Genomic DNA, 25,623 nt, shown 5'->3' on the forward strand with positions numbered 1-25,623 from the left:
TGTGAATAATTTATAAAAAAAGCCCACAGCGAATGTGGGCTTTTTTATATATAAATCAAGATGAAGAATAAGAGCAGCATATGGAACTGATTTTTATTGCAGCATTATGTAGTGTTGCAGTCTCAATACTCTTAAAAATTGCTAAAAATAGAGGCATGAGTCCAATCCACATGATTAGCTGGAATTATGTCACAGCTAGCATATTGTGTTTTTTTTGGTTCAAACCAGACATCCAGCATATTTCCATGAGTCAGACTCCATGGCTACTGATTTTGGCGCTTGGCGTTTTATTACCGAGTGTATTTCTATTTCTGGCCAAATCATTACAAACAGCAGGAATCTTAAAAACTGAAATTGCCCAGCGATTATCAGTGGTATTATCACTGGCCGCTGCTTATTTCATTTTTCAGGAACAATTTAACCAGCTCAAGATACTGGGTATTGTCTTAGGCATAAGTTCCGTACTGTGCATTCTATTTTCACACCGTCAGGCATCAGAAAGCTCCAAGCAGGGAATGTTTTTTCTAGGCCTAGTGTGGTTTGGTTATGCACTGATTGATGTCTTATTGAAATATACGACCAGCCTCGGTTTGCAATTTGCTGTGGCACTGAACTTGATGTTTATCTGCGCCATGATTCTGTCGATGATCTATCTGCTGCTGCAATACCGTCATCTGGGTTCTGGCAAGGATATTGGTTTCGGTCTGTTATTGGGTGCGTTGAACTTTGCCAATATCGCTTTTTACGTCAAAGCACACATGATGCTCAAAGATACACCAGCGATTGTATTCGCGGGTATGAATATTCTGGTGGTGATTTTTGGTGTAATTGCAGGTTTGCTCATCTTTAAAGAACGACTCAAACCTGCAAGTATGATCGGGCTGATTCTAGGCGTGATTAGTGTTGTTTGCCTAGCATATGCAATGTCTGTTTAACATAGGAAGATGCAAATTCAAGCGGATAACGTAACAGGTCTTCTTTTTCAGCCCGTCCAAGCAGTAAACCGGCCTGTTTGCAGTCTGGACAATGCGGATAACGATGCTGGGCATTAGCATAGTGATGTAAATAGATCTTATCGCAGTGTTTGCATTCGAATTTTAAAGAGCTGGATGGTAAAACAGACATGGGTACCTCTAATTGTTATTCTAGTTGGATGTTTGGAGAATAAAGCAAAAATTAGGCCCGAATTGACAAGAAAAGGGGCACTAGACCCCTTTTATAACATAAAATGCTTACAGTTTGGTGAAAATATCTTCAGCTTGCAGGCGGGATTTCGGCAATTTGGCATTGAAATCATTTTCACTGCGGTAACCTAAAGTAAGCAATACTGATGGAATCAGGCCTTGTTCAGCTAACTGTAATTCCTCACTCAGAATGTCTTCATCAAAACCACCGATCGGTGTGGCATCAATACCTTCACTTCCTGCAGCCAGTAAGATCTGTCCCAGTGCAATAAAGGTCTGGTTTTCTGCCCAGCGCTGAATATCACCTTTTTCATTACGATAATAATGTACATAGCCGGTACGGGTATTCTTTTGACCTTCTTTGGCGCTCTCATCTTTAAAACGACCACTGAGATCATCACGATTTAACAGATTGTCCAGATGTAACTCGTCAATATCGGCTTTGGTACAAAATAAAATGGTATGGGAAGAGTCCAGCACTTTGGGAGCATTGTAGGCATAAGTTCCAACTAGTGCTTTGGCAATACGCTGTTTAGCGGCATCATTGTCGGCAATAAAAAAATGCCAAGGCTGAATATTAATCGAAGATGGGGTCAGGCGTAAGATTTCTAATAAACGTTCAAATTGTTCTGCTGGAATCTTCTTGTTAGGGTCATAAGCTTTAGTGGTATAACGGGTTTGAGCGATCTTGAGTAAATCCATTAGTGGACTCCAATCTTTTGATAAGGCGTTTAGAAATATGCTTTAGGCATCTAGATTTTTCTGATCAAAAGATTATTACAATTAAAACATCATCGGCAAAGTCTATATTTATATAATCTTGAGTAAAATTTTATGAAAAACTAAGAGTTAAATCAGATAAAAAGCAAGCTTTTGTATATTGGCAGTTTTTAGTAACAGGAGTTTAATAAGAGCTTCAGGCAATAGCATGCAAGATAGGTGGGCCGATGCAATATACCAATTACTTTAAACGTAAATTAAAGACGCAGCAGCAAATTGGCTTGTGGGTCGGACTAGCTGACGCGTATGGGACAGAAATTGCGGCAAATGCAGGCTATGACTGGCTCTTGATTGATGGTGAGCATGCTCCAAGCGATTTAAGAACAACGCTCTCTCAATTACAGAGTATCGCTGCTTATCCATCTCAAGCTGTAGTACGCCCCCCCAATAGGCAGTGTATAACTGATCAAGCAGTTACTCGGTATTGGCGCACAGACCTTATTGATTCCTATGGTAGAAACTGTGGAGCAGGCCGAATTAATGGTCAAAGCAGTCCGCTATCCACCAGAAGGAATTCGTGGTGTGGGTGCTACATTAGCACGTGCGACACGCTGGAACAGTATCCCGAATTATTACCAGACTGCTCATGAAAATATCTGTTTATTAATTCAGATCGAATCAGTGACAGGTCTAGAAAATCTGGATGAAATCCTCAAGATCGAGGGGATTGATGGTGTATTTATTGGGGCGGTAGATCTTTCAACGACTATAGGCTATCAGGGGAATCCAAACCGTCCTGAAGTACAAAAAGCAGTAGTAGATGCCATTCAGCGGATTCGTGCATCTGGTAAGGTTGCTGGGATTTTATCGACTCAGCATGAAGCTACTCAGAAATATCTGGCGCTTGGAACTGAGTTCGTTGCAGTGGGTGTTGATATCAGTGTGCTAATGAATTCGCTTCGTGAACTTTTGGCAAAATATAAACCTGATGCTGAAGTCATCAAGTCAGAAGGCGGTTATTGATCATAAAAATATCTGAGAGTCGTAAATTATGATTTCTCAATATTTATTACTTAAACAAAAGATATTTTATAAAAGCTCTGATTTGTCAGAGTTTTTTTTATCTACTTTAACTATAGTAATTTAAAAATAATATGGGTGGGGATTGAAAAATGAAACCAGAAGAAATTGATGTATTTTATGAGCAGCAAAAACAGATCCATGAGCAAAAAAAGCAACAACCTTATCGTTTAGGGCAAGGTATCTTTTAGTCTTTATGCTGATTTATACATTGGTTACTGGATATCTGACAGTTTTAAACTTTCTTGATTCAGGTGATTTGATCTCTGGTTTTAGTGTCATGATATTGATCGGTTTGTTTTATATCGTGAAATATTTCTTTACTGGACATTAAGATATGCGAAAAAGCATCTAAAAAATACTACTTTTGACATATGTCATTACAATGTAATTTTGCTATTTGGTCAAAAAAGAGTTATAAGATAATAACTTTAAAGCGAATACTGTTTTCGCTGGTTTATTTTTAGCTGATTGTGATACACGAAAGACAGGTTTTCCTGTTAAAAAAACTCTAGCAAACCCAGAAATAAGATTTATTTTTAGTCTATAGCTCTCCTTGTTTAATCACAAAAAGCTCATATTATGAGTGAATATTTTGAAAAATTTAAATACATGGTCTATCGCGACCGCCATTAATGGTTGTGAAATTCAAGTCAAAGTTGTACCAATGCAACGCCAGCAAAATACCATCAATGGTATGATTATGGTCAATGTGGGCAAGATGATTGAACTTGAAAACGGTGAACAATATCCATTTAATCTGGATGGTAAAAGTTTCTATACTGGTTTTAACCAGTTATACCGTTTAAGTTAAATAAAATATAAGAAGCAACTGTTCGCAGTTGCTTTTTTTATGGGTAATACCAGATTTTTAGCTGAATGTTATGAATATCAATATCAGAGCTACTCAGCTCTAAAATCTCAGCATAATCAGCTTTCCAATCTCCTAAAACAATTCTTTTTTTACCATTTATATCATGGATTGCTGCGCGGTGAGTATGTCCGTGAATCAGTACATCTGCTTCTTTGAGAGCAGTTTCTACCGCAATTGGATTTACATCCATAACTTCATAGCTTTTCAATTGCTGTGCTTCATGGCTTTTCTTGCGGAAACCATTAGCGAGTCTGGCACGAAAGCTAAGTGGCATTTTTCTTAAAAAGCCTAATATCCAGGGATGACGGATGACTTTTTTGAAACGCTGATAGGACACATCATCGGTACAAAGTGCATCACCATGTTCGATCCGATATCGGAGTGAACCGATATTTAAGCTGGTCATTTCAGGTAAAAGCTGTCCGGAAAATTGATCCAGAAAATCTTGGCCTAAGGCAAAGTCACGGTTACCGATGAGAAAATAGATTTGATTGCCGGCTTGATTAAACTGTTTTAAAGTACTGACGATTTCATCCAGCCAGGGAGCAGTGTAGTCATCTCCAATCCAGGCATTGAACCAGTCGCCCAAAATATACAGTTGGGTATTTTTATGCTGATAAGCTGCCAATAAATCTAAAAACCCCCGAACAAGTCGAGGGTGATCAGGTGACAAATGTAAATCTGAGATAAACAGATAGGTCACGAATCTTTTCCTTATTTTTTAATCCCTCCCGACCTCCCTTTGCAAAAGTGAAGAGAAAAACCATCTTTAAAAATGGTGGTTCCCTCCTTTATTAAAGGAGGGTTGGGGAGGATTTAAAATTACTCAGAAATGATTTTTGCAGATTCGATCACAACGTTCTCTAAAGGAACGTCAGCGTGGTAGCCACGGTTGCCAGTGCGAACGCCTTTGATTGCATCAACAACGTCCATGCCTTCAACTACTTTACCAAATACGGCATAACCCCAACCTTGTGCAGTTTTGCCAGTGTGGTTAAGGAAAGAGTTGTTTTTCACGTTAATGAAGAACTGAGCAGAAGCAGAGTGAGGTGCTTGAGTACGTGCCATTGCAATGGTACCTACATCGTTGCTTAAACCGTTGTCAGCTTCGTTTTCAATCGCATCACGTGTTGCTTTTTCTTTGAAGTTTTCATCCATGCCGCCGCCTTGGATCATGAAACCATCAATAACGCGGTGGAAAATTACGCCGTCATAAAAACCGTCACGTACATATTGCAAGAAGTTAGCTACTGTTTTAGGTGCTTTTTCAGCGTTTAATTCAAGAACAATACGACCTTTATTGGTGTTTAATTCGACTTGAGGAAAACTCATTGTGTAATCTCCTAATCATGGACTAATGCCATGGTTTTTTCTGAATGAAGGAAGCATAAGCAAACTACAATCGACAAGGCAAGCAAAAACATAATTTTCTTTGTTAAAAACATAAAAATCGTATCTTATTTATGCATTGATTTACAAAGTCATTTCTTCGAGATCATTCGTCTTTATAAAGCTTGTCTGACCCTAAGAGCATGCACTGATCTGTTGGCTCAGTCAAAAGCGGATATTTTACGATTTGGTAAGCTATTGTATTTTCCAATTTGAAAATGAACGAATTGAAATCAAATACCTAAGTTAACGGTTGAGAGATCATTCACCTATAGTTAAACTAAAGAACCTTTATTTAGTGAATACAGTTAGACCGCGTGAGCTACTGCATATTCATTAATCCCTTTTTAACTTTAGAAGTGAATGATTAATCATGAAGCCAAATGATGTTGTGACGTCTCTGCCCGACAACCCGACCCAAAATAAGAATGCAGTCGATTCAGCGCAGCAGCAGGAACAACAACCAGGCTTAGACTTTGTACGTCAGGTGATTACTGACGATCTAGCAGCTGGCCGTACCCAGCAAGTGGTCACCCGTTTTCCGCCTGAACCAAATGGTTATTTGCATATTGGTCATGTTAAAGCGATCTGCCTGAACTTCGGTATTGCTGAAGAATTTGGTGGCCTGTGCAACCTGCGTTTTGATGATACCAACCCCGATGCAGAAGAGCAGGAATATGTGGATGGTATTGCCAATGATGTGAAATGGCTGGGCTTCCAGTGGAATGGTGAACCACGCTATGCATCAAGTTATTTTGACCAGTTATATGCATGGGCAATTCAACTGATTGAACAGGGCGATGCCTATGTGGATCTACAAACTCCGGAAGAGATCAAGCTAAACCGCGGTAACTTCGTAGAGCCAGGTAAAAACTCGCCACAACGCGATGCGACTGTGGAAGAAAACCTTGAGCGTTTCGAAAAAATGCGCACTGGTGAATATGCTGAAGGCGAAGCGGTATTGCGTGCCAAGATAGATATGAACTCGCCAAATGTGCATATGCGTGATCCGATTCTGTATCGTATTCTGCATTCTGCGCATCACCAGACTGGCGATAAATGGAAAATTTATCCAATGTACGACTATGCGCATCCATTATCAGATGCGATTGAAGGCATTACACACTCACTTTGTACACTGGAATTCCAAGATCACCGTCCATTCTATGACTGGGTGGTGGAAAAAGTTAAATCGCCATCTGTGCCACGTCAGTACGAATCTAGCCGCCTGAATGTTGATTACACCATCACTTCTAAACGTAAGCTGCGCAAGCTGGTTGAAGGTGGTTATGTCAATGGGTGGGATGATCCACGTATGCCGACTGTTGTGGGTATGCGCCGTCGTGGTTTCACCCCTGAAGGTCTGCGTGATTTCTGTAAGCGTGTAGGTGTGTCTAAAGTCGATGGCAGTATCGTTGATGTAGCAATGCTTGAATATTGCATCCGTCAATCTTTAGAAAATACTGCAGCTCGCGGTATGGCAGTATTGAATCCATTAAAAGTGACTTTAACCAATCTGCCAGCGGATATGGATCTTACTCATTCACGTCATCCAAACGTGGATATGGGCGAACGTATTATTCCGCTCACTTCAGAAATCTATATCGACCGTAAAGACTTTGAGGAAGAGCCACCTAAAGGCTTCAAACGTCTGATTCCGGGCGGTGAAGTGCGTCTTCGTCATGCTTATGTCATCAAATGTGATGAAGTGATTAAAGATGCGAACGGTGAAGTAGTTGAACTGAAGTGCTCAATCGATCCTGAAACTTTAGGTAAAAATCCTGAAGGCCGTAAGGTAAAAGGTGTGGTTCACTGGGTATCTGCAAGCAAAGGTGTTCCTGCTGAAGTTCGCATTTACGATCGTCTGTTCACTGAATCTGATCCAGAAACTGGTGATGACTTCCTGGCGAATCTGAATCCTGAATCATTGAAAGTGGTTCAAGCAGTTATTGAGCCTGCACTGGCTCAGGCAAAACCGGAAGATCGTTTCCAATTTGAACGTGAAGGCTATTTTGTAGCGGATCAATATGATCATACAAGCGACAAACCAGTATTCAACCGTATTCTGGATCTGAAAGACAGCTTTAAACCTGGCAAATAATTTAAGCTAAATCTCTAAAAAGCCCAACTCCGATTGGGCTTTTTCAATCGTGGCAGGGAAGAATGAATGATTGTTCGTGATAAAAGTAATAGCTTTAGTCTGCTGTTTGCATGGCATGGCACAATTTTGCCTAAAGTTTTGCCTGCCTTGGGACTGGTAATTTTTCTTTCAGGCTTGCTAGTTTATCTGCGTCAGGCGCATTTTTTTAGCTTTCCTGCAGTGCCAGCCATTGGCTTTACCATCTTCGGGGTGATTCTGTCGATCTTTCTCAGCTTTCGTAATACCGCCTGTTATGACCGCTGGTGGGAAGGACGCAAGCTGTGGGGAGCGCTGATTGCTACGACACGTCATTTATGTCGTGATAGTTACGTCCTTGATGATCAGTCACGTGAAATCCTGTTGTATCGAATGATGCTGTTCACTCATTTATTACGTGACCGTTTGAGACAGCAACAGCAAAGTATTCAGCATTACCAGGCCCACACTGGTTTTGAAGCTGCTACATATGAACAATTGCCCACGCATATCAATGCATCACAATGGGTACTGGAACAGATCCAGAAAGATTTGGTTCTGCTCTATAAACAGGGCAAAATCACAGATATTATTTATAACAACCTGAATCAGCATACAGTGGCTTTAGGCGATATACAGGCGGGTTGTGACCGGATCCTGTCGACGCCGTTACCATTTTCCTATTCGGTGCTGTTGCATCGTGCTGTTTATTCTTTCTGTTTTATCCTGCCATTTAGTCTGGAAGCCAGTCTTGGTTTATGGACTCCGATTCTAGTCGGCCTGATTGCTTATATGCTGTTAGGGTTAGATGAGCTGAGTGCGGAACTGGAAGAGCCTTTTGGGCTTCAGGATAATGATCTGCCTTTAGACTCTATTGTGAGATTGATCGAACGTGAAACCCTGAGTTCTTTAGGACAAGGACTACCTGAAGCGATTAAAGTCCAAAAAGCTTATTTAACTTAGGTTTAAACTGATTTTATTGAAAGGCTAATCATTAAATAAATCAAATGAAAGTTATCTTATTTTTAAATTATTTTTAAATAGCTATCTTAAAAACTTTAATAGCAAAAAACTAAAACCTTAACGATGTTTTAAATGATTGCCAAGATCTGGGCTATTGTTTTTGACCTGCTCATGTAGCTCACGATATTGCTCTAAACGTTGTTTGGCCTTGTCACGAAGCTTTTTCTTGATATAGAGGGCTAGAGCGAAACAGGTGGTCGTCAAGGTCAGGAAAAGGCTATTCATAAAGCTCATCATGGAGCTGATATAACCGATCGTCGTTAGGCGATTCATCATCTGAATGACTTGTGGGCTGCTTTCTATACCAGTGATTGCCCAAGTACAGAGATGTTCACAATTATTAATAATCAGGTGATAGTTATTTTCATGCATTCTGGAACGCATACGACGCACGACTTTACGGCCTTTATATTTTGCTGAGGCATAATACTGGATCTGAATCAGTTTGCCGTTGCTGAATTTCTCAATTGAGGTGATTTCAATTGGATGCTTCTTAAATAAATGTGCAAAACCGGAATAGTGGATGACACGACCACGCCCGGCATAAATCCCGTGATGAGTATAACCGAAATGTTTAACCATAAGATGCGCACCTATGGGAAACCGTTTAGTTCGCTGCATGTAAAGATTAAGCCATTTAATAACAAGTGTATTTTAAACAGCAAGTGTACTGTTTTTTTGTGAATTAATCGATGTTTTAGGGCTTAATTCTATCCAGAATTCGTTGTCTAGACAGTCATCTTTAAATTTCTCAAACCTTATAAATGTTGTATGTGAACTGATTAAGGCAAATCTAAAATTATAATGTCTAAATAGCCTAAGCAAATATGAAAAGTCATTTATCTGCATATTTGAAAAGAAGTAAAGATATAGACACATAGACACTTAGGTTTAGATATAAGGAGTAGGTTCAATTTGATTGAAAGCAAAGAGGGGTAGGCAAAAATCCAAATGATAGATATAAAAAAAGCATTTGCGTATGCAAATGCTTTTTATCAAGACCTAAGCTGCTTATTGCAGCGGCAGGTGCTGAAGTTCATTGAGTTCTTTACGGCTGTAACCGCGAGAAGCTAGAACTTTTTTGATTCCGATAATGATATCTTCATCAGTTGCTTTAGACAGTGCTTCAAGGAGCTGTTCATTTGTCTTGCAAGAGCAATCATTTTCAACACAAGCAATCTGGTTCTTGTGTTCATTTTGTTGTTCATCTGAAAACAACTTCTGCCAGAAACTCATAGAGCCTTCATACACAACCTAACATAGGGTGAAATATATCCAATTTAATAAATAAAGCAATAGGCCCTATGTGATAAAAGCAGCAGTCAGTATTTTAAATTTTCGATTGTAGAAGAGATTTTGAACGATATTATTTGATTGAAACAAGATAATTCATGGATAAGTTACTAATTTTATGTATAAAAAATGGAGCTAACAAAAGCTCCATTTATGTAACAAAAAAATAAATTGAAACAATATTTTTAGCGTTTTTCCAGCAGTACTCCGGACTCTACATGATGGGTATAAGGGAACTGATCGAATAGGGCAAACTTGGTAATTTTATGGGTTTGGGACAGTTGTTTCAGATTGTCATGTAATGTGTCCGGATTGCAAGAAATGTAGATGATTCGTTCAAAGCGCTGTAGCAGTTTCAATGTTTCATCATCGATCCCTGCACGTGGGGGATCGACGAATACCGTATCGAAGTCATAAGTCGACAGGTCAATATTGGCTTCTTGTAGACGGCGGAAAGTACGATCACCATTAAAAGCTTGTGTAAATTCTTCCGCAGATAGACGTGCTACCTGAATATTGTCGATACCGTTCTGCTCGATATTCCATTCAGCCGCATACACAGATGACTTGGCCAATTCAGTTGCCAATGCACGACGGAAACGGGTAGACAATGGCAGGGTAAAGTTACCATTGCCACAGTAAAGCTCTAACAGGTCTTTATCAGACTGCTGCGCGGCATTACATGCCCATTCCAGCATTTTCTGGCAGACTTGCGCATTGGGTTGAGTAAAGCTGCTTTCGATCTGTTTGTACTGATATTTGCGGTCAAATACACTGAGTTCTTCTACGACAAACTCATCGCTCAAGACAAATTTCTGGCCACGGCTACGACCAATCAGCTTGATCTTTAATTTTTCAGCTATTGCTTTAGCTGCAGGTTCCCAGCTTTCATCCAGCTTGCGGTGATAGATCAGGGAAACCAGTACTTCACCTTTTAGTGTTGCCAGGAAATGCACTTCAAATAGGCGGTGACCCAGCGTTGCATCGGCTTTGAAGGCTTCTAGTAATTGCGGCATTAAGTCATTAATACTGCGGTCAGCCACAGGGAATTCATTAATACGGATCACTTTTTTATTATTGTTCTCATCACGCTCAAACATGGCATAGAACAGGTCATCTTCAGTATGCCAGATCCTGAATTCAGCACGCATGCGATAGTACTGTTCAGGTGACTCAAATACTTCAAGGGCAGGTGGTTGATATTCGGCAAATTGTGCGCTAATGCGTTCAACTTTGGCATCCAGTTGTTGCTGATAAGATGAGGTCATATGCAGTAAAAAATCGCAAATATTTTGAAAGCCAAGATGGTAGCAAAAATTTGCTGTTCTGCCTAAGACTATTCAGGGAAACAGGCTGGAAAAGCAGTTAAAAAAAGGCCAAATCTTCAAAGGGGAGAGATTTGGCCATAAGAGGAAAGGGATTAAAATAATCTCAGTACTAAAGCTTTTTACAGACCTGACATGGTCATGAGACTGGCATTACCACCTGCAGCTGCGGTATTGATACTGATTGCACGTTCAATCACGAAACGCTCCACTGGAATCTCATAATTTCCTGAGCTTAAATGCGTGATACCTACAATAGCTCCTTGTCGTCTTGCAATACGTTGCTGCAAATCCATCAATGCAGAGGTCTTGCCATGATGCAGTACAGCTTCAAAATCACCTGATTCAATATCCTTGATAACTTTAATGGCCTTCACCACACTCGCGGGCATACTTTGCAGATACTTGAGTATAAAAGTATTGTCTGCCAGTACAGCCGGACGGCTACCGACCGATAAAATTGACAAGATTTGCTGAATCTGATCCATATCATTTTCTGCTAGTGATAACACACTCTCACGCGGCAAGATCAAGTACTGGTTTTCTTCACCCGTTGGACCTTGTAGGCTAAAGCTATGTACCGTTGTAATCTGAGCAGGAGCTTGCAAAGAAACTCTTGGGAAAGTCTTGTTTACCCAGGCCTTAAAGTCCTCTAACACCGGATTTCCAAAGGAAGCTTGGGCAGGCTGCATGGCATAAGGCTGAGCCAGTTTCTTCTCAGACACCTGATGCATTAAACGGTAGATATAAAGTGGACCGCCAGCTTTAGGACCAGTCCCAGACAGACCTTCACCACCGAAGGGTTGTACACCCACCACAGCACCGACAATATTGCGGTTGATATACAAGTTCCCGACATGCGCTTTTGAAATCACGGTTTGCATGGTTTCATCAATCCGGGTATGTAGGCCCATGGTTAGGCCATAACCTTTACTATTGATCTGATCTAGAAGTTGTGGCAGCTCACCGGCTTTATAGCTAATCAGATGCAGCACTGGACCAAAGACTTCACGTTCAAGATCATTCAAATTCGGCAGTTCAATCAAAGTTGGTGGGATGAAGGTACCTTGAGCTAGATCAAAAGCATCCTGATTAAACATTAGTTGATGAACTTTATGACCTTTACTGCGCATCTGCTCAATATGTTCCTGGATGTTTTGCTGTGCTTCGGCATCAATCACAGGACCGATATCCATTTTGAGTAGAACCGGATTACCGACTCGCAATTGCTGCATTGCACCTTTTAGCATCTTACGTACGGTATCTAGATTATCTTCCTGTACGCAGAGCACACGCAGGGCAGAACAGCGCTGACCAGCACTGTCAAAGGCTGAGTTAACTACATCCAGCACAACCTGTTCGGTGAGCGCAGACGAATCTACGATCATGGCATTCTGACCACCAGTTTCGGCAATTAAAGTGACGCTTTCGCCAAACTGATTCAGGCGTGCTGCGACAGTTTTTTGCAGAATCTTCGCTACTTCGGTTGAACCGGTAAACATGATGCCCTGGATGCGTGAATCTTGGCTGAGTTGAGCACCAATGGTTTCACCACGACCCGGTAATAATTGCAGTACATCTTGTGGAATACCCGCTTCCCAGAGAATCTGCACAGCTTGAGCGGCAATCAACGGAGTCTGTTCAGCAGGTTTTGCGATGACTGTATTGCCAGCAACCAATGCCGCCGAAATCTGTCCGGTAAAGATCGCTAACGGGAAGTTCCAAGGACTAATGCAGAGTACAGTTCCTAAAGGCTGAATATGTACATCATTAGACAGGTCCAGCATCTGGCCAGCATAGTAGCGTAGGAAGTCAATCGCTTCACGAACTTCGGCAATCGCATTGGCATAGGTTTTACCGGCTTCACGAGACAGTAGAACCATCAGTGGCAGTAAACGTTGTTGCATCAGGTCGGCGGCTTTGTTTAGGCAAGCAGCACGTTCATTCTTTGGCAGATTACTCCAAAAACTTTGTGCATTCACTGCCTGAGTCAGGGCAATTTCTGCCTGTTCAGTGGTGGCTTCATAGACAGTACCAGCAACGTCCTGATGCTGTGCTGGATTGATAATCTGTACTGGATGACTACTATCGATTTCTGAGAAAGCAGTACCCATTGCAGCAGCCTGGAATTGACTATTCGCTAAGTCTGTTGCAACTTCATTTAAGGCTTGCAGGTTTGCATCATTGGCCAGGTCCAATCCGGACGAATTTGATCGCAGAGCACCGTATAAATCTTTTGGATAAGGGATTTTCGGATGTTTAGCACCTAAGGCATTTTCCTGTTGGGCTGCTTTTAAAATGGTTTGACGTGGATTCTCAATCAGGTCTTCGACTTTTAAATTTTTGTCGGCAATGCGATTCACGAATGAAGTATTGGCGCCATTTTCTAACAGACGACGCACCAGATAAGCCAGTAGAGTTTCATGGTTCCCGACAGGTGCATAGATCCGGCATGGAACACCGAGTTTTCCAGCAGCTTTGTCACCCACCACATTTTCGTATAGTGGTTCACCCATGCCATGCAGACACTGGAATTCGTATTGACCGGTGTAATAACGTTCTGGATTGGCTAGTTGGTAAATAGTGGCAACAGTCTGCGCATTATGCGTCGCAAATTGCGGGTAGATATAGTCCGGTTCTGCTAATAGTTTTCGTGCACAGGCAATATAGGATAGGTCAGTATGCACTTTACGGGTAAATACCGGATAATCTGACATGCCTTCAATTTGAGCTTTCTTGATTTCGCTATCCCAGTAAGCGCCTTTCACCAGACGAATCATCAGGCGTTTCTGGCTGCGTTTAGCCAGATCAATGATGTAATCCACGACATAGAAGCAGCGTTTCTGGTAAGCCTGAATCACGAAACCAATGCCTTTCCAGTTATTGAGTTCAGGTTCAAAACACAGGCGTTCTAAAAGCTCTAAGGAAATTTCCAGACGCTCGGTTTCTTCCGCATCGATATTCAGACCGATATTGTACTTTTTCGCCAGAACCGCCAGATTCAGTACTTTGCTATACAGTTCATCATTCACACGATCCATCTGTGAGCGTTGATAACGTGGATGCAGCGCAGACAGTTTAATGGAAATACCCGGGCCGTTATAAACATCTTTATCTGTTGATGCCTGACCGATGGCATGAATTGCATTTTGATAATCCTGATAATAACGTTCTGCATCCGGATCGGTTAGTGCTGCTTCACCCAGCATGTCATAAGAATATTGGAAACCTTTTTCTTCCAGACGTTCGGCATTTTTCAGTGCTTCATCAATGGTTTCGCCAGTCACAAACTGTTCACCCATCATACGCATCGCCACATCGACCGCCTTGCGGATAATGCCACGGCCACTGCGTGCCAAAAGGCCAGTTAACAGACTTGACAGGCTTTTCTGTTGTGGGGTTTCCATCAGCTTTCCGGTCAGCATCAGTCCCCAGGCCGCAGCATTGACAAACATCAGCTGGCTTTGCCCGAGATGTTCTTTCCAGTTGCCCTGATTGATCTTGTCACGAATCAGCAGGTCGCGGGTCGCCGTATCCGGAATACGCAGCAAAGCTTCTGCCAGACACATCAATGCGATACCTTCCTGAGAAGACAGCGAAAATTCCTGTAATAGCCCTTGTACAATGCCGGCCTTGCCACCTGAACCTTTACGTTCACGCAAGGAATGCGCCAGATCAAAAGCCAGGTTTTGGATTTTGTCCGTCAGTTCAGAGGAAATTTCACTATGTTCCAGCAGGTTTTCCACGCACTCGGATTCTGCACGTCGCCATGCAGAATTAATGCGCTGTTCATATTCATTTTTATCCTTAAATTCAGCAATATAATTCGACTGCTGCATGGCATTCGAGTGCGAATTTGGGCGTAGGGTGGTGGACATAGTGACTTCCTGTACTGCGTCAAACGGTTCTTTGAGTTGAATGAGTTTTAATCTATAATCCCAAAATAATTGACGAATATCTCACTATAGTTTGTATCATTTTTAGAGAATAATTCTAATGAATAGCCCTTATTTAAGCCTTGACCGAATAGATATTCGCATCCTTGATTTGCTGCAGTCTGAATCGAAAATTTCCAATATTAAACTGGCAGAAATGGTGAATCTATCACCAACTGCGGTACTGGCGCGTGTACAAAAACTAACCAAGGAGGGATTTATTCTCGGTTATGAAGCGCGGCTTAATCCGATCATGCTGAATAACGGTTTTGTGGTCTTTGTTGAAATCCTGCTGGATAAAACCACACCGAATGTGCTGGAAGAATTTTCCGAGGCAGTGCAGCATATTCCGGATATTGTGGAATGTCATATGATTAGCGGCGGCTTTGATTTCGTAGTGAAAATTCGCTGTGCCAATATGGATGAATTCCGAAAAATCTCCGGTGATATTTTGTGGCAATTACCGGGGGTAAAAGAAACCCGTAGTTATCCGGTCATGGAAGTGATCAAGGAAACCCAGCAGATCAAGTTGAAAATGCCGGCTAAAGCTAAGGTATAAATTCAGACAAAACAAAAGGGACATAAAGTCCCTTTTTAATTTGAAATAGAAAGATTATTTATTCATTTCAGCCATTTCTTTTTGATATTCAGCTTTCGCCAGTTCAAAACGATTAACGACATCGTGACTTGGCGCTTTATCCAATAGACTCACAATCACAATACTCAGCGCAGCCAGAATAAAGCCCGGGATAATCTCATATAGACCGGTATCACCCATATAATTTTTCCAGGCAATTACAGTTACAGCACCAACTACCATTCCGACAATCGCGCCATTGAGGGTCATGCGTTTCCAGAACAATGAGAAAATGATCAGTGGACCAAAGGCAGCACCAAAGCCAGCCCACGCATAAGCCACCAGACCCAGAACTTTACTATTCGGATTAATGGCCAAGGAAATTGCAATCAAGGCAATCACAATCACCATGCCACGACCCACCCAGATCAGTTCTTTTTGTGAGGCATTTTTACGTAGGAAACCCTTATATAAATCTTCAGTCAGGGTAGTGGAGCAGACCAGCAATTGACAGCTCAATGTACTCATAATCGCAGCCAGAATCGCAGCCAAGATGATACCTGCTACCCATGGATTAAACAGAATTTTAGTCAGTTCCATAAACACGGTTTCAGGATTCTGGTTCACGATTGCAGCAGCTGGCAGGTCAGGTTTTGCCGCAAAATAAGCAATTCCGATATAGCCCGCAGACATCGCACCCACCAGACACAGAATCATCCAAGCCATCCCGATCCGGCGTGCAGCAGGAATGGTTTTAACCGAATCTGCCGCCATAAAGCGCACCAGAATATGTGGCTGACCAAAATAGCCTAAGCCCCAAGCTAGGCTGGAAATAATTGCCACAAAACTCAGACCTTCCAGCATATTGGATGCGTGTGGACGGGCGGTTTCTAATAGAGCACCTACTTGTTGAGCATTATCACCCAATGCCAAATAGGTAATGATCGGTGTAATGAGCAGGGCAAAGATCATCAATCCTGCCTGGAAAGTATCGGTCCAACTAATTGCCAGGAAGCCGCCAATACACACATATAGAATCGTAGCCACTGCACCAAGCCAGAGTGCCGTGGTGTAATCCCAGCCAAACAGGCTTTCGAACAGACGTGCACCTGCGACCATGCCGGAAGCACAGTAAATTGCAAAGAACACCAAAATTACAATCGCAGAGAGTAAGCGTAGAATCCGTTTCTTATCCGCAAAACGGCTGGTGAAATAATCCGGCAGGGTCAGGGCATTGTTCTGGTACTCGGTATGCGCCCGTAGACGGCCAGCAACCAGTAACCAGTTCAGCCAGGCGCCAATAATCAGGCCAATCGCAATCCAGACTTCAGACAGGCCAGACAGATAAATGGCTCCGGGTAAACCCATCAGCAACCAGCCGCTCATATCGGATGCACCTGCGGATAGTGCAGTCACTACACTGCCCAGACTTCGCCCACCCAGAATATATTCATCAAAATTGGACGTCGCACGATAGGCGTATAAACCGATCCCAATCATGGCGACGATATAAAACATAAAAGTAATCAGTGTCGGGTTTAGCGAGCTCATAGGCAGAGTATCCTTAAATTTTAAACATCATCATCCGGGATGATTTTTTGAACTGCGTTTACAGGGCAGTGATTCAAACACGGTTTAAAAATTACACTCTGTAACAGTTGATCAGCTTTTATGTATATTTTGTGTAAATTAAGGGTTTTCTCATAAAAATGCAGAATTAGTAGAGGGTCGTAAAATGCAAAGTTACACATGGTTTTGAAGAAAAATAGGTAATTTTAATAAACGGTTAAATTCATTGAAATTTTGTATTTTAATTACACAAATTTACAAAACTAACAACAAGCTCGAATTAGTCATATTTTGTTTCAAATCCTGCTTAAATCCCTTCTATTTGTTTTTAGAGCCTCTCTTCATAGTGCAGTAATGCCATTCTGAATGGCGCATCATCGCTAAGAGTAATATGACATGGACAATATGTTGCAAATAGAATCAAGCCGAATTGAACAGGATTTATTGGGTAAGAAGCAGATTCCCCAGCACAGCTATTATGGTATTCATACTTTGCGTGCGATTGAAAATTTTCAGATTTCAGGTCTGGCAGTAGGCCAGCAAGCACACTTTATTCGCGCATTGGCGCAAGTTAAAAAAGCAGCAGCACAAACAAATTTACATTTTCAGAAAATATCAGAACAACAAAGTACTGCTATTCAACAAGCCTGTGATGAGTTGATTCATCAACCTCAGGATTGGCAGGAAGCATTTCCGCTTGATCCTTATCAGGGGGGAGCCGGTACTTCTATTAATATGAATGCGAATGAGGTTATTGCAAATCGGGCGCTAGAATTGCTCGGGCATCGTAAAGGCGATTACCATATCTTGCATCCGAATGATCATGTGAATACTTCGCAATCGACCAATGATGTCTATCCCACGGCACTACGTCTAGCGACATATACACGTCTGGATGAACTGCTTCATGTACAAAAATCGTTGATTGATACTTTATATAGCAAGGCATCAGAGTTTCAGTATGTGATCAAGATGGGGCGTACCCAGTTACAGGATGCAGTTCCAATGACCCTGGAACAGGAATTCCGTGCTTTCGCGACTCTATTAAAGGAAGACCTGAAGCTGATAGAACAAATGCGTCAGTTATTGCTGGAAGTGAATCTGGGTGCGACAGCCATTGGAACCGGCGTGAATACTCCTGATGGTTATGCCAAACATGCAGTACACACTTTAGCGAAAATTACTGGCCTACCTTTAAAAGGCGCGGAAGATTATGTCGAAGCGACCAGCGATTGTGGTGTGTTTATTATTCTATCGAGCAGTCTGAAACGTCTGGCTGTTAAATTATCCAAGATCTGTAATGACTTGCGTCTTTTGAGTTCTGGCCCACGTACCGGTCTGGCGGAAATCCGTTTGCCAGAATTGCAGGCAGGTTCTTCTATCATGCCAGCCAAGGTCAATCCGGTTATTCCGGAAGTAGTCAATCAGATTGCGTTTCGCGTGATTGGCAATGACTTGACTATAACGATGGCAGCAGAAGCAGGGCAATTACAGCTCAATGTCATGGAACCGGTCATTGCAGTATCCTTAAATGAATCCATCCAATTATTAACTCAAGGTATGCAGACCCTACAACAAAAATGTATTGCCGGGATTCAGGCCAACGAACAGAACTGTTTAAATGCAGTGATGCGTAGTATCGGGATTATCACCTTACTGGAGCCACTTTTAGGTCATGCCACTTGCGATGAAATTGGCAAGCAATGTATTCGTGAAAATAAAACTGTACCCGAAGTGGTGCTGGAGCTGGGTTTGTTGAGTGAAATTCAGCTGGATGAAATCTTTGCCTTTGAAAATTTGGTTTCAGAAGTCCCAATGATGAATCAATGGGAACAGGTATCCTGAAAGCTTAAAGATGAGCCGAATATAGATTCGTGCTGGTTTTAACCATTTGCCTCAAATCCCGTCTGTGGGTTTGGGGCATTTTCATCTAGACTATATCGATCATACGATGAATTGAGTGTATAGCATGTTTGATAAAATCAGTAACTTATTTAAATCAAACAAACCTGATCCGGCTCAGGCTTTTTTGGAAGAGAATCATATCCAATATATAGAAGGGACTGGTTATATTGTGGATGGAATTAATTTAAATCAGGAGCTGGGTGAGCGGCTGGAATACTTGTCTAACCGACGTATGAAAACATTTGATGATTTAAAATCGCTATATTCAACTGCAATGATCATTAATGAAAAAATTGATCTGGAAATTGCCAATCAACGTTTTAATGCAAGATTAGGAAATACTGAAGAAAACTTGCTGCAATTTAAAATGATTGTGAAAAAGTTAAATGACTATTATCGTAACTTTTTACGCGACAAAAAATAGATGAATCATAGGCTGATCTTATCCTGTGCAGTCAATCTGTAACGACTGCATAAAAATAACGAAATAGCACCAGATCATCGTGATAGTATAAGCTTCATGTTGTTTAGACTTTAAAGCTATATACATGTTCCAACAAGAAATTTCCCAACTTAATTTACCCAAGCTCAAGGCAGGCGAGAAACGCTGGTTAGGCAATCTGCAAGGCTCGTCTACTGCATTATTGCTGAAAGAAATTATCAAGCAGCAGCAATCGCGCCTATTTGTTATTGTTGCACGTAATAACCAGCATTTGGGTCAACTGGAAAGCGAACTGGAATTTTATGGGATTAAACCAACCATATTTCTAGATTGGGAAATTTTGCCTTATGACCGTCTGTCACCGCATCAGGATATCGTTTCTGAACGTCTGGCAATTTTATCTAATATGCCTCAAAGTGGCGTATTGTTGCTGGCAGCTTCTACATTGGCACAGCGTGTTGCACCTACTTCATGGGTGCTGGGTGAACACTTCGATATTCGAGTTGGACAAAAGCTGGATCTGGAACAGCAAAAGAAAAAACTGATTCAGGCTGGTTATCATCTGGTCGATACCGTTTATGACCATGGTGAATTTGCAGTTCGCGGTAGCATTATCGATATATATGCTTCAGGTCAGGATGCACCGATCCGGATTGACCTGTTCGATGACGAAATTGAGACCCTGAAATTTTTTGATCCGGAAACCCAGCGTACTACGCAAACTCTAGAACAATTTACGGTATTACCCGCACAAGAATTTCCCCTTAAGGAAGGTCGTGCTACTTTCCGTGACCGTTATGCAGAATTTTTTCCGACAGCTAATCCAAAGAAAAATCCAATTTATCAGGATGTGATGGATGGCATTGCCTCACCTGGAATTGAGTTCTACCTGCCTTTATTCTTTAGGCATGAAACGATGCAAGGGCAAAGTACCTTGATTTCGTATTTACCAAAGAATAGCATTGTCATTACAGATAAGGCATTGGAGCAGAGTTTAGAACAGCTCTGGCAGGACGTAACTCGCCGTTATGAAGATCGCCGCCATAATATTGATCAGCCGATTCTGCCGCCTGAAGTACTGTTCTGTCCGACCAATCAGCTTTTAGAACAGCTAAATCAGTTTAGTCGCATCATTGCGGCACAAGAAGCTTTTGATGAGAAAGCCGGCGTGATTAATCTGGATACCCAGTTACCACCACGCTTGCCTGTTGATCCAAAACGTGAAAAGCCCTTTACCGAAGTCAAAAAATATATTGATGCGGCCAATCATCCGGTTTTACTGGTCGCTGAAAGTGCCGGTCGGCGTGAAACCTTAAAAGATGCGCTGCGTCCAAGTCTGGGTGATATTCCGACCGTAGAAAACTTTGATGCTTTTGTTGAATCTCTGCATGCGATTGCGATTACCAGTGCACCATTAGAACGTGGTCTGGTTCTGACAAATCGGATTAGTGTGATCTCGGAAAATCAGCTCTATGAACATCGTGTAGTTCAACGTCGTCGCAAGCGTCAGCAGGAAGTGTCAGAAGAATTCCTGATCCGCAGTCTGACCGAGCTTAGCATTGGTGCGCCAGTGGTACACATTGATTATGGTGTAGGACGTTATGCAGGCTTAATTACTTTAAGTATTGATGATCAGGATCATGAATTTCTGCAACTGGATTATGCAGAAGGTGCCAAAGTCTACGTGCCGGTGACTAATCTACATCTGATCAGCCGCTATAGTGGCGGTGATCCAGATCTGGCACCTTTACATAAACTGGGTACGGATGCCTGGAATAAAGCCAAACGTAAGGCTTTAGAACAGATTCATGATGTCGCAGCCGAGTTATTACATATCCAGGCACGTCGTTCATCTAAGCCGGGGATCAGTTTTGAAGTTGATCAAAGTCTGTATATGCAGTTTGCCAGCGGCTTTGCCTATGAAGAAACACCAGATCAGGCCAATGCGATTGAAACCACGCTATATGATATGCAACTGGCTAAACCAATGGACCGTCTGGTCTGTGGTGATGTCGGGTTTGGTAAAACTGAAGTCGCCATGCGTGCAGCCTTTGTCGCAGTACAGAATAATCGCCAGGTTGCGGTATTAGTACCCACTACTTTGCTGGCACAGCAGCATTATGAATCTTTTAAAGACCGTTTTGCAGATTGGCCTGTACGTATTGAAGTACTTTCCCGTTTCGGCTCTTCTAAAGCTCATACCAAAACCATTGAAGACCTAGCAGATGGCAAAGTCGATATTGTCATCGGCACCCATAAGCTTTTACAGGAAAATGTCCAGTTCCATAATCTGGGACTGATGATTGTCGATGAAGAACACCGTTTCGGGGTGCGTGATAAGGAACGTATTAAGGCTTTGCGTGCCGATGTTGATATGCTGACCCTAACAGCAACGCCAATTCCACGTACACTGAATATGGCCTTTAGTGGAATGCGTGATCTGTCGATTATCGCGACGCCACCAGCACGCCGTCTGGCTGTAAAAACTTTTGTGCAGGAACATACCAGCGACACCATTCGAGAGGCGATTCTGCGTGAATTGCTGCGTGGTGGTCAGGTCTATTTCCTGCATAATGAAGTCGATACCATTGAACGTGCTGCAGAAAATATCCGGAATCTGGTGCCGGAAGCACGTGTCATTGTGGCACATGGGCAAATGCGTGAACGTGAGCTTGAGCAGGTCATGCAGCAGTTCTATCACAAGGAATACAATGTCCTGGTGTGCTCGACTATTATTGAGACCGGGATTGATGTGCCGAATGCCAATACGATTATCATTGAGCGGGCAGACAAGCTCGGTCTTGCACAGTTACACCAGTTGCGTGGTCGGGTTGGGCGTTCGCATCACCAGGCTTATGCCTATCTGTTAGTGCCATCCCTAAAAGCCTTGAAAGGTGATGCAGAAAAACGTCTGGAAGCGATCCAACGTGCCTCGACTTTGGGTGCAGGCTTTATGCTGGCCACCGAAGATCTGGAAATTCGCGGTGCAGGTGAACTTCTAGGTGAGCAGCAAAGTGGTTCGATGCAGGCGATCGGCTATAGCCTGTATATGGAAATGCTGGAAAAGGCGACTAAAGCGATTCAAAAAGGTAAAACGCCGAATTTTGATACGCCACTGTCTTTAACTGCGGAAATCAACCTGCATATGCCAGCCCTGATTCCAGACGATTATCTGGGTGATGTACATCAGCGCTTGCTGTTCTACAAACGCATCAGTAATACTGATACTCAGGAAAAACTCGATAATATCCGTATGGAACTGATTGACCGTTTTGGCATTCCGCCGCAACCGGTGAAACAATTATTTGCTGTGCATCAGCTACGTCTTAAAGCCGAGCAATTGGGCATCACTAAAATTGACATTGGTGGGCAGGGTGGCCATATCGAGTTTGCGCCAGATACGCCAGTTCAGGCTATGAGTATTATCCAGATGATGCAGAAACATCCGACATATTTCAGGATGGAAGGCGGCCAGCGATTAAAAGTGATGGTGATGCTGGAAGATTATCAAAAACGAATCCAGTTCATCAGCGATTTACTGGATAGCCTATTAAAAGAGCTAAATTAATATTTTTAGATTTCATGGAATATGAATATTCACGCTATATTTCATTTTTATAAATATAGTGTGAATATCAGCTTGTTTTCATATGAAATTATTTAAGCTAATAGTTTGCCGTTTTGTCCTTCACAATTCATACAAAATTGCCCTAAAGCGCCCGCTTACAATACTCAGTCGCAATTGTATATGGTAGTATTAGCCATCATTCTAATTTTGCATCATTTATAAAGATATGTTTAGTTTGCATCCACAACTTGCTCAAGATACGTTTTTTGTAGGCGACTTTCCTTTATCAACATGTCGTTTGATGAATGATATGCAATTTCCATGGTTGATTCTGGTTCCGCGTGTACCAGGCATTACCGAATTATATGAATTGAGCCAAGCTGACCAAGAACAGTTTTTACGTGAATCAAGCTGGTTATCTAGCCAGTTAGCGCGTGTATTCCGTGCCGATAAAATGAATGTCGCAGCTTTGGGCAATATGGTGCCACAACTGCATTTTCATCATGTGGTGCGTTATCAAAATGATGTAGCATGGCCTAAGCCGGTATGGGGTACTCCAGCAGTTCCTTATAGCAGTGAAGTATTGGCACATATGCGTCAAACCTTGATGCTGGCTTTACGCGGTCAAGGGGATATGCCATTTGACTGGCGTATGGACTAAGCGTTGACATACATTTTATGGTCCATTCAGGATTCTGGACTTTAAGAGAGTAATTGAGTGCAATTAGACGACTGGATTCATCAGGAACCGAAACAGTTTGAATATTTCCATCGGATGATGGGATATATCATGCTGTCTCTGGTTCTGATCGTCTATCACTATACGGAGCCGGATACCAATTACCAGATTTTCGTTCCGTTGTTTCTGGCACTGGTCTTGGTGATCACACCGAAATTATCCCGGTGGATGATTTATAAATACGACTATAATTTAAAACGTAATTTCTTCTTTGTTCTAGATGTGATTATCGTATCGGTTGTACTTGCAGCTGTGCATCTGGATCTGGTGTTGTCCCTGCTGGCAGTGGTCACATTGCTGTATACTGCCATTAATAACAAGATTTCATTCATGATGGTGTCACTGGCTGGCCTGATTGGCACGATGATCTTTTATCTGTCTACCATTGGTATTTTTGGATTTACCAGCTATTTCAGTCCAACCAGTACCGAACTCACCGTACTAGGTTTCATCTGTCTGATTACTTATTTTGGTGTTGGAAATTTCTATCAAAGCGGTCGTATGCAATATATGACCCAGAAGAAAAACCATTATTTCGACCAGATGAACCGTTATATGGAATTCGCCAATCAGCTCAGCCGTTATGCGCCAGTGCAGTTATGGCAATCCATCATGAAAGGCGAATCTGAAGCTAAGATCGAATACAAACGTAAAAAACTCACGATTTTCTTTTCGGATATTCAGGGATTTACAGAGCTTTCTGAAACTCTGATTCCGGATGACTTGGCTTTCCTGCTGAATGACTATTTAAGTCATATGACTGAAATCGCCAAGAAATATGAAGCAACAGTCGATAAGTTTATGGGTGATGCCATCCTGATCTTCTTTGGCGATCCGCATTCAGATGGTGTAGAGCAGGATGCTAAAAACTGTCTGGAAATGGCAATTTCAATGCGTCAGCAAATGAAATTGTTACGCGAACGCTGGATCAAAATGGGTTATTCGCCATTACATATCCGTATGGGGATTTCAACCGGTTATTGCCACGTGGGGAACTATGGCGCCAATCACCGTATGGCCTATACGATTGTTGGTCGTGATGCCAATCTGGCTGCACGCTTACAAAGTGCTGCGGAAGTTGATGAAATCCTGATTTCTGAAGATACCCATAACCTGATCAAAAATGACTATCTATGTGCACCTAAAGAGCCAATTTTCCTGAAAGGGATTAAGGCACCAGTTCGCACCTGGCAGGTGATGGAAAAATATGCATTCCAGAAAGTTGAATATCAACGCTGGTTTGATTATGAATATAAAGGTTTCCATTTACTGTTAAATCTGGATGAAGTGCAAAACTATGATTACCCAGAGTTGCTGCATGTGCTGGAGAAAATGATTAAACGCATTCAAACCCAGCAGCAACTGACCAACTCTCAAGGAATTGTGAAATTAAAACTTGAAGATGAAGTGATTGAGCCTTTATCTACTGATGAAGCATTTCGAGCAGCTGAACGATCAAAAGTCATCTAATTTTTATGATTTAAATAAATAATAAAGACCATAAAAAACCACGCCTAAGCGTGGTTTTTTGATTTTGAATCTTAATGATTTTCTGAAGCATGGTTGATGGTGTATTTTGGAATTTCAACTTCCAGATCTTCATCTACAATCTTCACTTGGCAAGACAGACGAGAGTCGGGTTCTAAACCCCAAGCACGATCGAGCAAGTCAGCTTCGACATCATTCATGTCTTCAAGGCTGTCGAAACCGCGACGGACAATTACGTGGCAAGTGGTACATGCACATGACATATCACACGCATGTTCAATCTTGATTCCGTTTTTCAGCATGCTTTCACATAGATTGGCATCTTGTTCAACTTCAAACTCAGCGCCTTCAGGGCAAATTTGCGCATGTGGAAGAACTTTAATACGTGGCATAGTC

The 25,623-nt window shown here is 42.0% G+C and carries 20 protein-coding genes and 1 pseudogene; 11 read left to right on the forward strand and 10 right to left on the reverse strand.

Annotated elements, in window-relative coordinates:
• Positions 1-80: 80 nt before the first annotated feature.
• Positions 81-935 (forward strand): DMT family transporter, encoded by an 855-nt coding sequence (locus tag ACWM1W_RS06360; protein WP_214001303.1) that lies wholly within the window; start codon positions 81-83, stop codon positions 933-935.
• Here the strand turns inward: ACWM1W_RS06360 and ACWM1W_RS06365 are convergent.
• Positions 898-1,125 carry a hypothetical protein gene (locus ACWM1W_RS06365; protein ID WP_004786112.1) on the reverse strand — a complete coding sequence of 76 codons (228 nt, stop codon included), beginning with the start codon at positions 1,123-1,125 and terminating at the stop codon, positions 898-900. The genes ACWM1W_RS06360 and ACWM1W_RS06365 overlap by 38 nt on opposite strands.
• Before the next feature lie 107 nt (positions 1,126-1,232).
• Positions 1,233-1,886 carry an oxygen-insensitive NAD(P)H nitroreductase gene (nfsB, locus tag ACWM1W_RS06370; protein ID WP_175967469.1) on the reverse strand — a complete coding sequence of 218 codons (654 nt, stop codon included), beginning with the start codon at positions 1,884-1,886 and terminating at the stop codon, positions 1,233-1,235.
• A 245-nt stretch (positions 1,887-2,131) separates the two neighbouring features.
• Between nfsB and hpaI the strand changes: the two are divergent.
• Both hpaI and ACWM1W_RS06380 read left to right on the forward strand, forming a co-directional pair.
• A pseudogene (gene hpaI, locus ACWM1W_RS06375) lies at positions 2,132-2,927 on the forward strand (4-hydroxy-2-oxoheptanedioate aldolase).
• 652 nt (positions 2,928-3,579) lie between these two features.
• Positions 3,580-3,798, forward strand: coding sequence for a hypothetical protein (locus ACWM1W_RS06380; protein ID WP_004786100.1), 219 nt, complete (start codon positions 3,580-3,582; stop codon positions 3,796-3,798).
• A gap of 37 nt (positions 3,799-3,835) precedes the next feature.
• Here ACWM1W_RS06380 and ACWM1W_RS06385 read toward each other — a convergent pair whose 3' ends face one another.
• Both ACWM1W_RS06385 and ACWM1W_RS06390 read right to left on the reverse strand, forming a co-directional pair.
• Positions 3,836-4,561, reverse strand: a complete 726-nt coding sequence (locus ACWM1W_RS06385; RefSeq protein ID WP_034170333.1) for a UDP-2,3-diacylglucosamine diphosphatase — start codon at positions 4,559-4,561, stop codon at positions 3,836-3,838.
• A gap of 119 nt (positions 4,562-4,680) precedes the next feature.
• A complete protein-coding gene (locus ACWM1W_RS06390; protein ID WP_004786097.1) occupies positions 4,681-5,190 on the reverse strand; it encodes a peptidylprolyl isomerase in 510 nt (169 codons plus the stop codon).
• Between the two features lie 430 nt (positions 5,191-5,620).
• Between ACWM1W_RS06390 and ACWM1W_RS06395 the strand changes: the two genes are divergently transcribed.
• Positions 5,621-7,348 (forward strand): glutamine--tRNA ligase/YqeY domain fusion protein, encoded by a 1,728-nt coding sequence (locus tag ACWM1W_RS06395; RefSeq protein ID WP_005235338.1) that lies wholly within the window; start codon positions 5,621-5,623, stop codon positions 7,346-7,348.
• 66 nt (positions 7,349-7,414) lie between these two features.
• Entirely contained in the window at positions 7,415-8,326 is a 912-nt protein-coding gene (locus ACWM1W_RS06400; RefSeq protein WP_214001299.1) for a bestrophin family protein, read from the forward strand.
• 117 nt (positions 8,327-8,443) lie between these two features.
• Here the strand turns inward: ACWM1W_RS06400 and ACWM1W_RS06405 are convergent, their stop codons facing one another.
• The 4 genes from ACWM1W_RS06405 to putA form a co-directional block, all read right to left on the reverse strand.
• On the reverse strand, positions 8,444-9,007 hold the full coding sequence (locus tag ACWM1W_RS06405) for a lecithin retinol acyltransferase family protein (RefSeq protein WP_034170334.1): 564 nt from the start codon (positions 9,005-9,007) through the stop codon (positions 8,444-8,446).
• Positions 9,008-9,397: 390 nt separating this feature from the next.
• Positions 9,398-9,622, reverse strand: coding sequence for a hypothetical protein (locus ACWM1W_RS06410; RefSeq protein ID WP_004786091.1), 225 nt, complete (start codon positions 9,620-9,622; stop codon positions 9,398-9,400).
• 242 nt (positions 9,623-9,864) lie between these two features.
• Positions 9,865-10,947 carry a tRNA (uridine(54)-C5)-methyltransferase TrmA gene (gene trmA, locus ACWM1W_RS06415; RefSeq protein ID WP_005235344.1) on the reverse strand — a complete coding sequence of 361 codons (1,083 nt, stop codon included), beginning with the start codon at positions 10,945-10,947 and terminating at the stop codon, positions 9,865-9,867.
• A gap of 179 nt (positions 10,948-11,126) precedes the next feature.
• Positions 11,127-14,882, reverse strand: a complete 3,756-nt coding sequence (gene putA, locus ACWM1W_RS06420; protein WP_375725689.1) for a trifunctional transcriptional regulator/proline dehydrogenase/L-glutamate gamma-semialdehyde dehydrogenase — start codon at positions 14,880-14,882, stop codon at positions 11,127-11,129.
• A 118-nt stretch (positions 14,883-15,000) separates the two neighbouring features.
• Between putA and ACWM1W_RS06425 the strand changes: the two genes are divergently transcribed.
• Entirely contained in the window at positions 15,001-15,498 is a 498-nt protein-coding gene (locus ACWM1W_RS06425; RefSeq protein ID WP_004786082.1) for an Lrp/AsnC ligand binding domain-containing protein, read from the forward strand.
• Positions 15,499-15,552: 54 nt separating this feature from the next.
• On the opposite strand, the gene putP is transcribed toward ACWM1W_RS06425, so the two are convergent.
• The gene (putP, locus tag ACWM1W_RS06430) at positions 15,553-17,067 is read right to left on the reverse strand and encodes a sodium/proline symporter PutP (RefSeq protein ID WP_375725690.1); all 1,515 of its coding nucleotides are present in this window, start codon (positions 17,065-17,067) and stop codon (positions 15,553-15,555) included.
• Between the two features lie 414 nt (positions 17,068-17,481).
• Between putP and aspA the strand changes: the two genes are divergently transcribed.
• The 5 genes from aspA (at position 17,482) to ACWM1W_RS06455 (ending at position 25,209) form a co-directional block, all read left to right on the forward strand.
• A complete protein-coding gene (gene aspA, locus ACWM1W_RS06435; protein ID WP_005235353.1) occupies positions 17,482-18,930 on the forward strand; it encodes an aspartate ammonia-lyase in 1,449 nt (482 codons plus the stop codon).
• A 124-nt stretch (positions 18,931-19,054) separates the two neighbouring features.
• Complete coding sequence (locus ACWM1W_RS06440) at positions 19,055-19,414, forward strand: hypothetical protein (RefSeq protein ID WP_214001295.1); 360 nt, start codon at positions 19,055-19,057, stop codon at positions 19,412-19,414.
• Between the two features lie 124 nt (positions 19,415-19,538).
• A complete protein-coding gene (gene mfd / locus ACWM1W_RS06445; protein ID WP_214001294.1) occupies positions 19,539-23,000 on the forward strand; it encodes a transcription-repair coupling factor in 3,462 nt (1,153 codons plus the stop codon).
• A 226-nt stretch (positions 23,001-23,226) separates the two neighbouring features.
• Entirely contained in the window at positions 23,227-23,661 is a 435-nt protein-coding gene (locus tag ACWM1W_RS06450; RefSeq protein WP_004786072.1) for an HIT domain-containing protein, read from the forward strand.
• Between the two features lie 57 nt (positions 23,662-23,718).
• Entirely contained in the window at positions 23,719-25,209 is a 1,491-nt protein-coding gene (locus ACWM1W_RS06455) for an adenylate/guanylate cyclase domain-containing protein (RefSeq protein ID WP_375725691.1), read from the forward strand.
• Between the two features lie 71 nt (positions 25,210-25,280).
• Here the strand turns inward: ACWM1W_RS06455 and fdx are convergent, their stop codons facing one another.
• Positions 25,281-25,619, reverse strand: coding sequence for an ISC system 2Fe-2S type ferredoxin (gene fdx, locus ACWM1W_RS06460; RefSeq protein ID WP_004786069.1), 339 nt, complete (start codon positions 25,617-25,619; stop codon positions 25,281-25,283).
• Positions 25,620-25,623: the final 4 nt, after the last annotated feature.

Source organism: Acinetobacter sp. TW_SC_4, from assembly GCF_054861205.1.

Bases quoted from the DNA above. Each gene is read 5' to 3' on its own strand.
- nfsB (WP_175967469.1), bottom strand. From the start codon at position 1,886: ATGGATTTACTCAAGATCGCTCAAACCCGTTATACCACTAAAGCTTAT.
- ACWM1W_RS06400 (WP_214001299.1), top strand. From the start codon at position 7,415: ATGATTGTTCGTGATAAAAGTAATAGCTTTAGTCTGCTGTTTGCATGG.
- fdx (WP_004786069.1), bottom strand. From the start codon at position 25,619: ATGCCACGTATTAAAGTTCTTCCACATGCGCAAATTTGCCCTGAAGGC.
- ACWM1W_RS06405 (WP_034170334.1), bottom strand. From the start codon at position 9,007: ATGCAGCGAACTAAACGGTTTCCCATAGGTGCGCATCTTATGGTTAAA.
- ACWM1W_RS06390 (WP_004786097.1), bottom strand. From the start codon at position 5,190: ATGAGTTTTCCTCAAGTCGAATTAAACACCAATAAAGGTCGTATTGTT.
- ACWM1W_RS06440 (WP_214001295.1), top strand. From the start codon at position 19,055: ATGTTTGATAAAATCAGTAACTTATTTAAATCAAACAAACCTGATCCG.
- putP (WP_375725690.1), bottom strand. From the start codon at position 17,067: ATGAGCTCGCTAAACCCGACACTGATTACTTTTATGTTTTATATCGTC.
- trmA (WP_005235344.1), bottom strand. From the start codon at position 10,947: ATGACCTCATCTTATCAGCAACAACTGGATGCCAAAGTTGAACGCATT.
- mfd (WP_214001294.1), top strand. From the start codon at position 19,539: ATGTTCCAACAAGAAATTTCCCAACTTAATTTACCCAAGCTCAAGGCA.
- ACWM1W_RS06360 (WP_214001303.1), top strand. From the start codon at position 81: ATGGAACTGATTTTTATTGCAGCATTATGTAGTGTTGCAGTCTCAATA.
- putA (WP_375725689.1), bottom strand. From the start codon at position 14,882: ATGTCCACCACCCTACGCCCAAATTCGCACTCGAATGCCATGCAGCAG.
- ACWM1W_RS06410 (WP_004786091.1), bottom strand. From the start codon at position 9,622: ATGAGTTTCTGGCAGAAGTTGTTTTCAGATGAACAACAAAATGAACAC.
- ACWM1W_RS06450 (WP_004786072.1), top strand. From the start codon at position 23,227: ATGTTTAGTTTGCATCCACAACTTGCTCAAGATACGTTTTTTGTAGGC.
- ACWM1W_RS06395 (WP_005235338.1), top strand. From the start codon at position 5,621: ATGAAGCCAAATGATGTTGTGACGTCTCTGCCCGACAACCCGACCCAA.
- ACWM1W_RS06365 (WP_004786112.1), bottom strand. From the start codon at position 1,125: ATGTCTGTTTTACCATCCAGCTCTTTAAAATTCGAATGCAAACACTGC.
- ACWM1W_RS06425 (WP_004786082.1), top strand. From the start codon at position 15,001: ATGAATAGCCCTTATTTAAGCCTTGACCGAATAGATATTCGCATCCTT.
- aspA (WP_005235353.1), top strand. From the start codon at position 17,482: ATGGACAATATGTTGCAAATAGAATCAAGCCGAATTGAACAGGATTTA.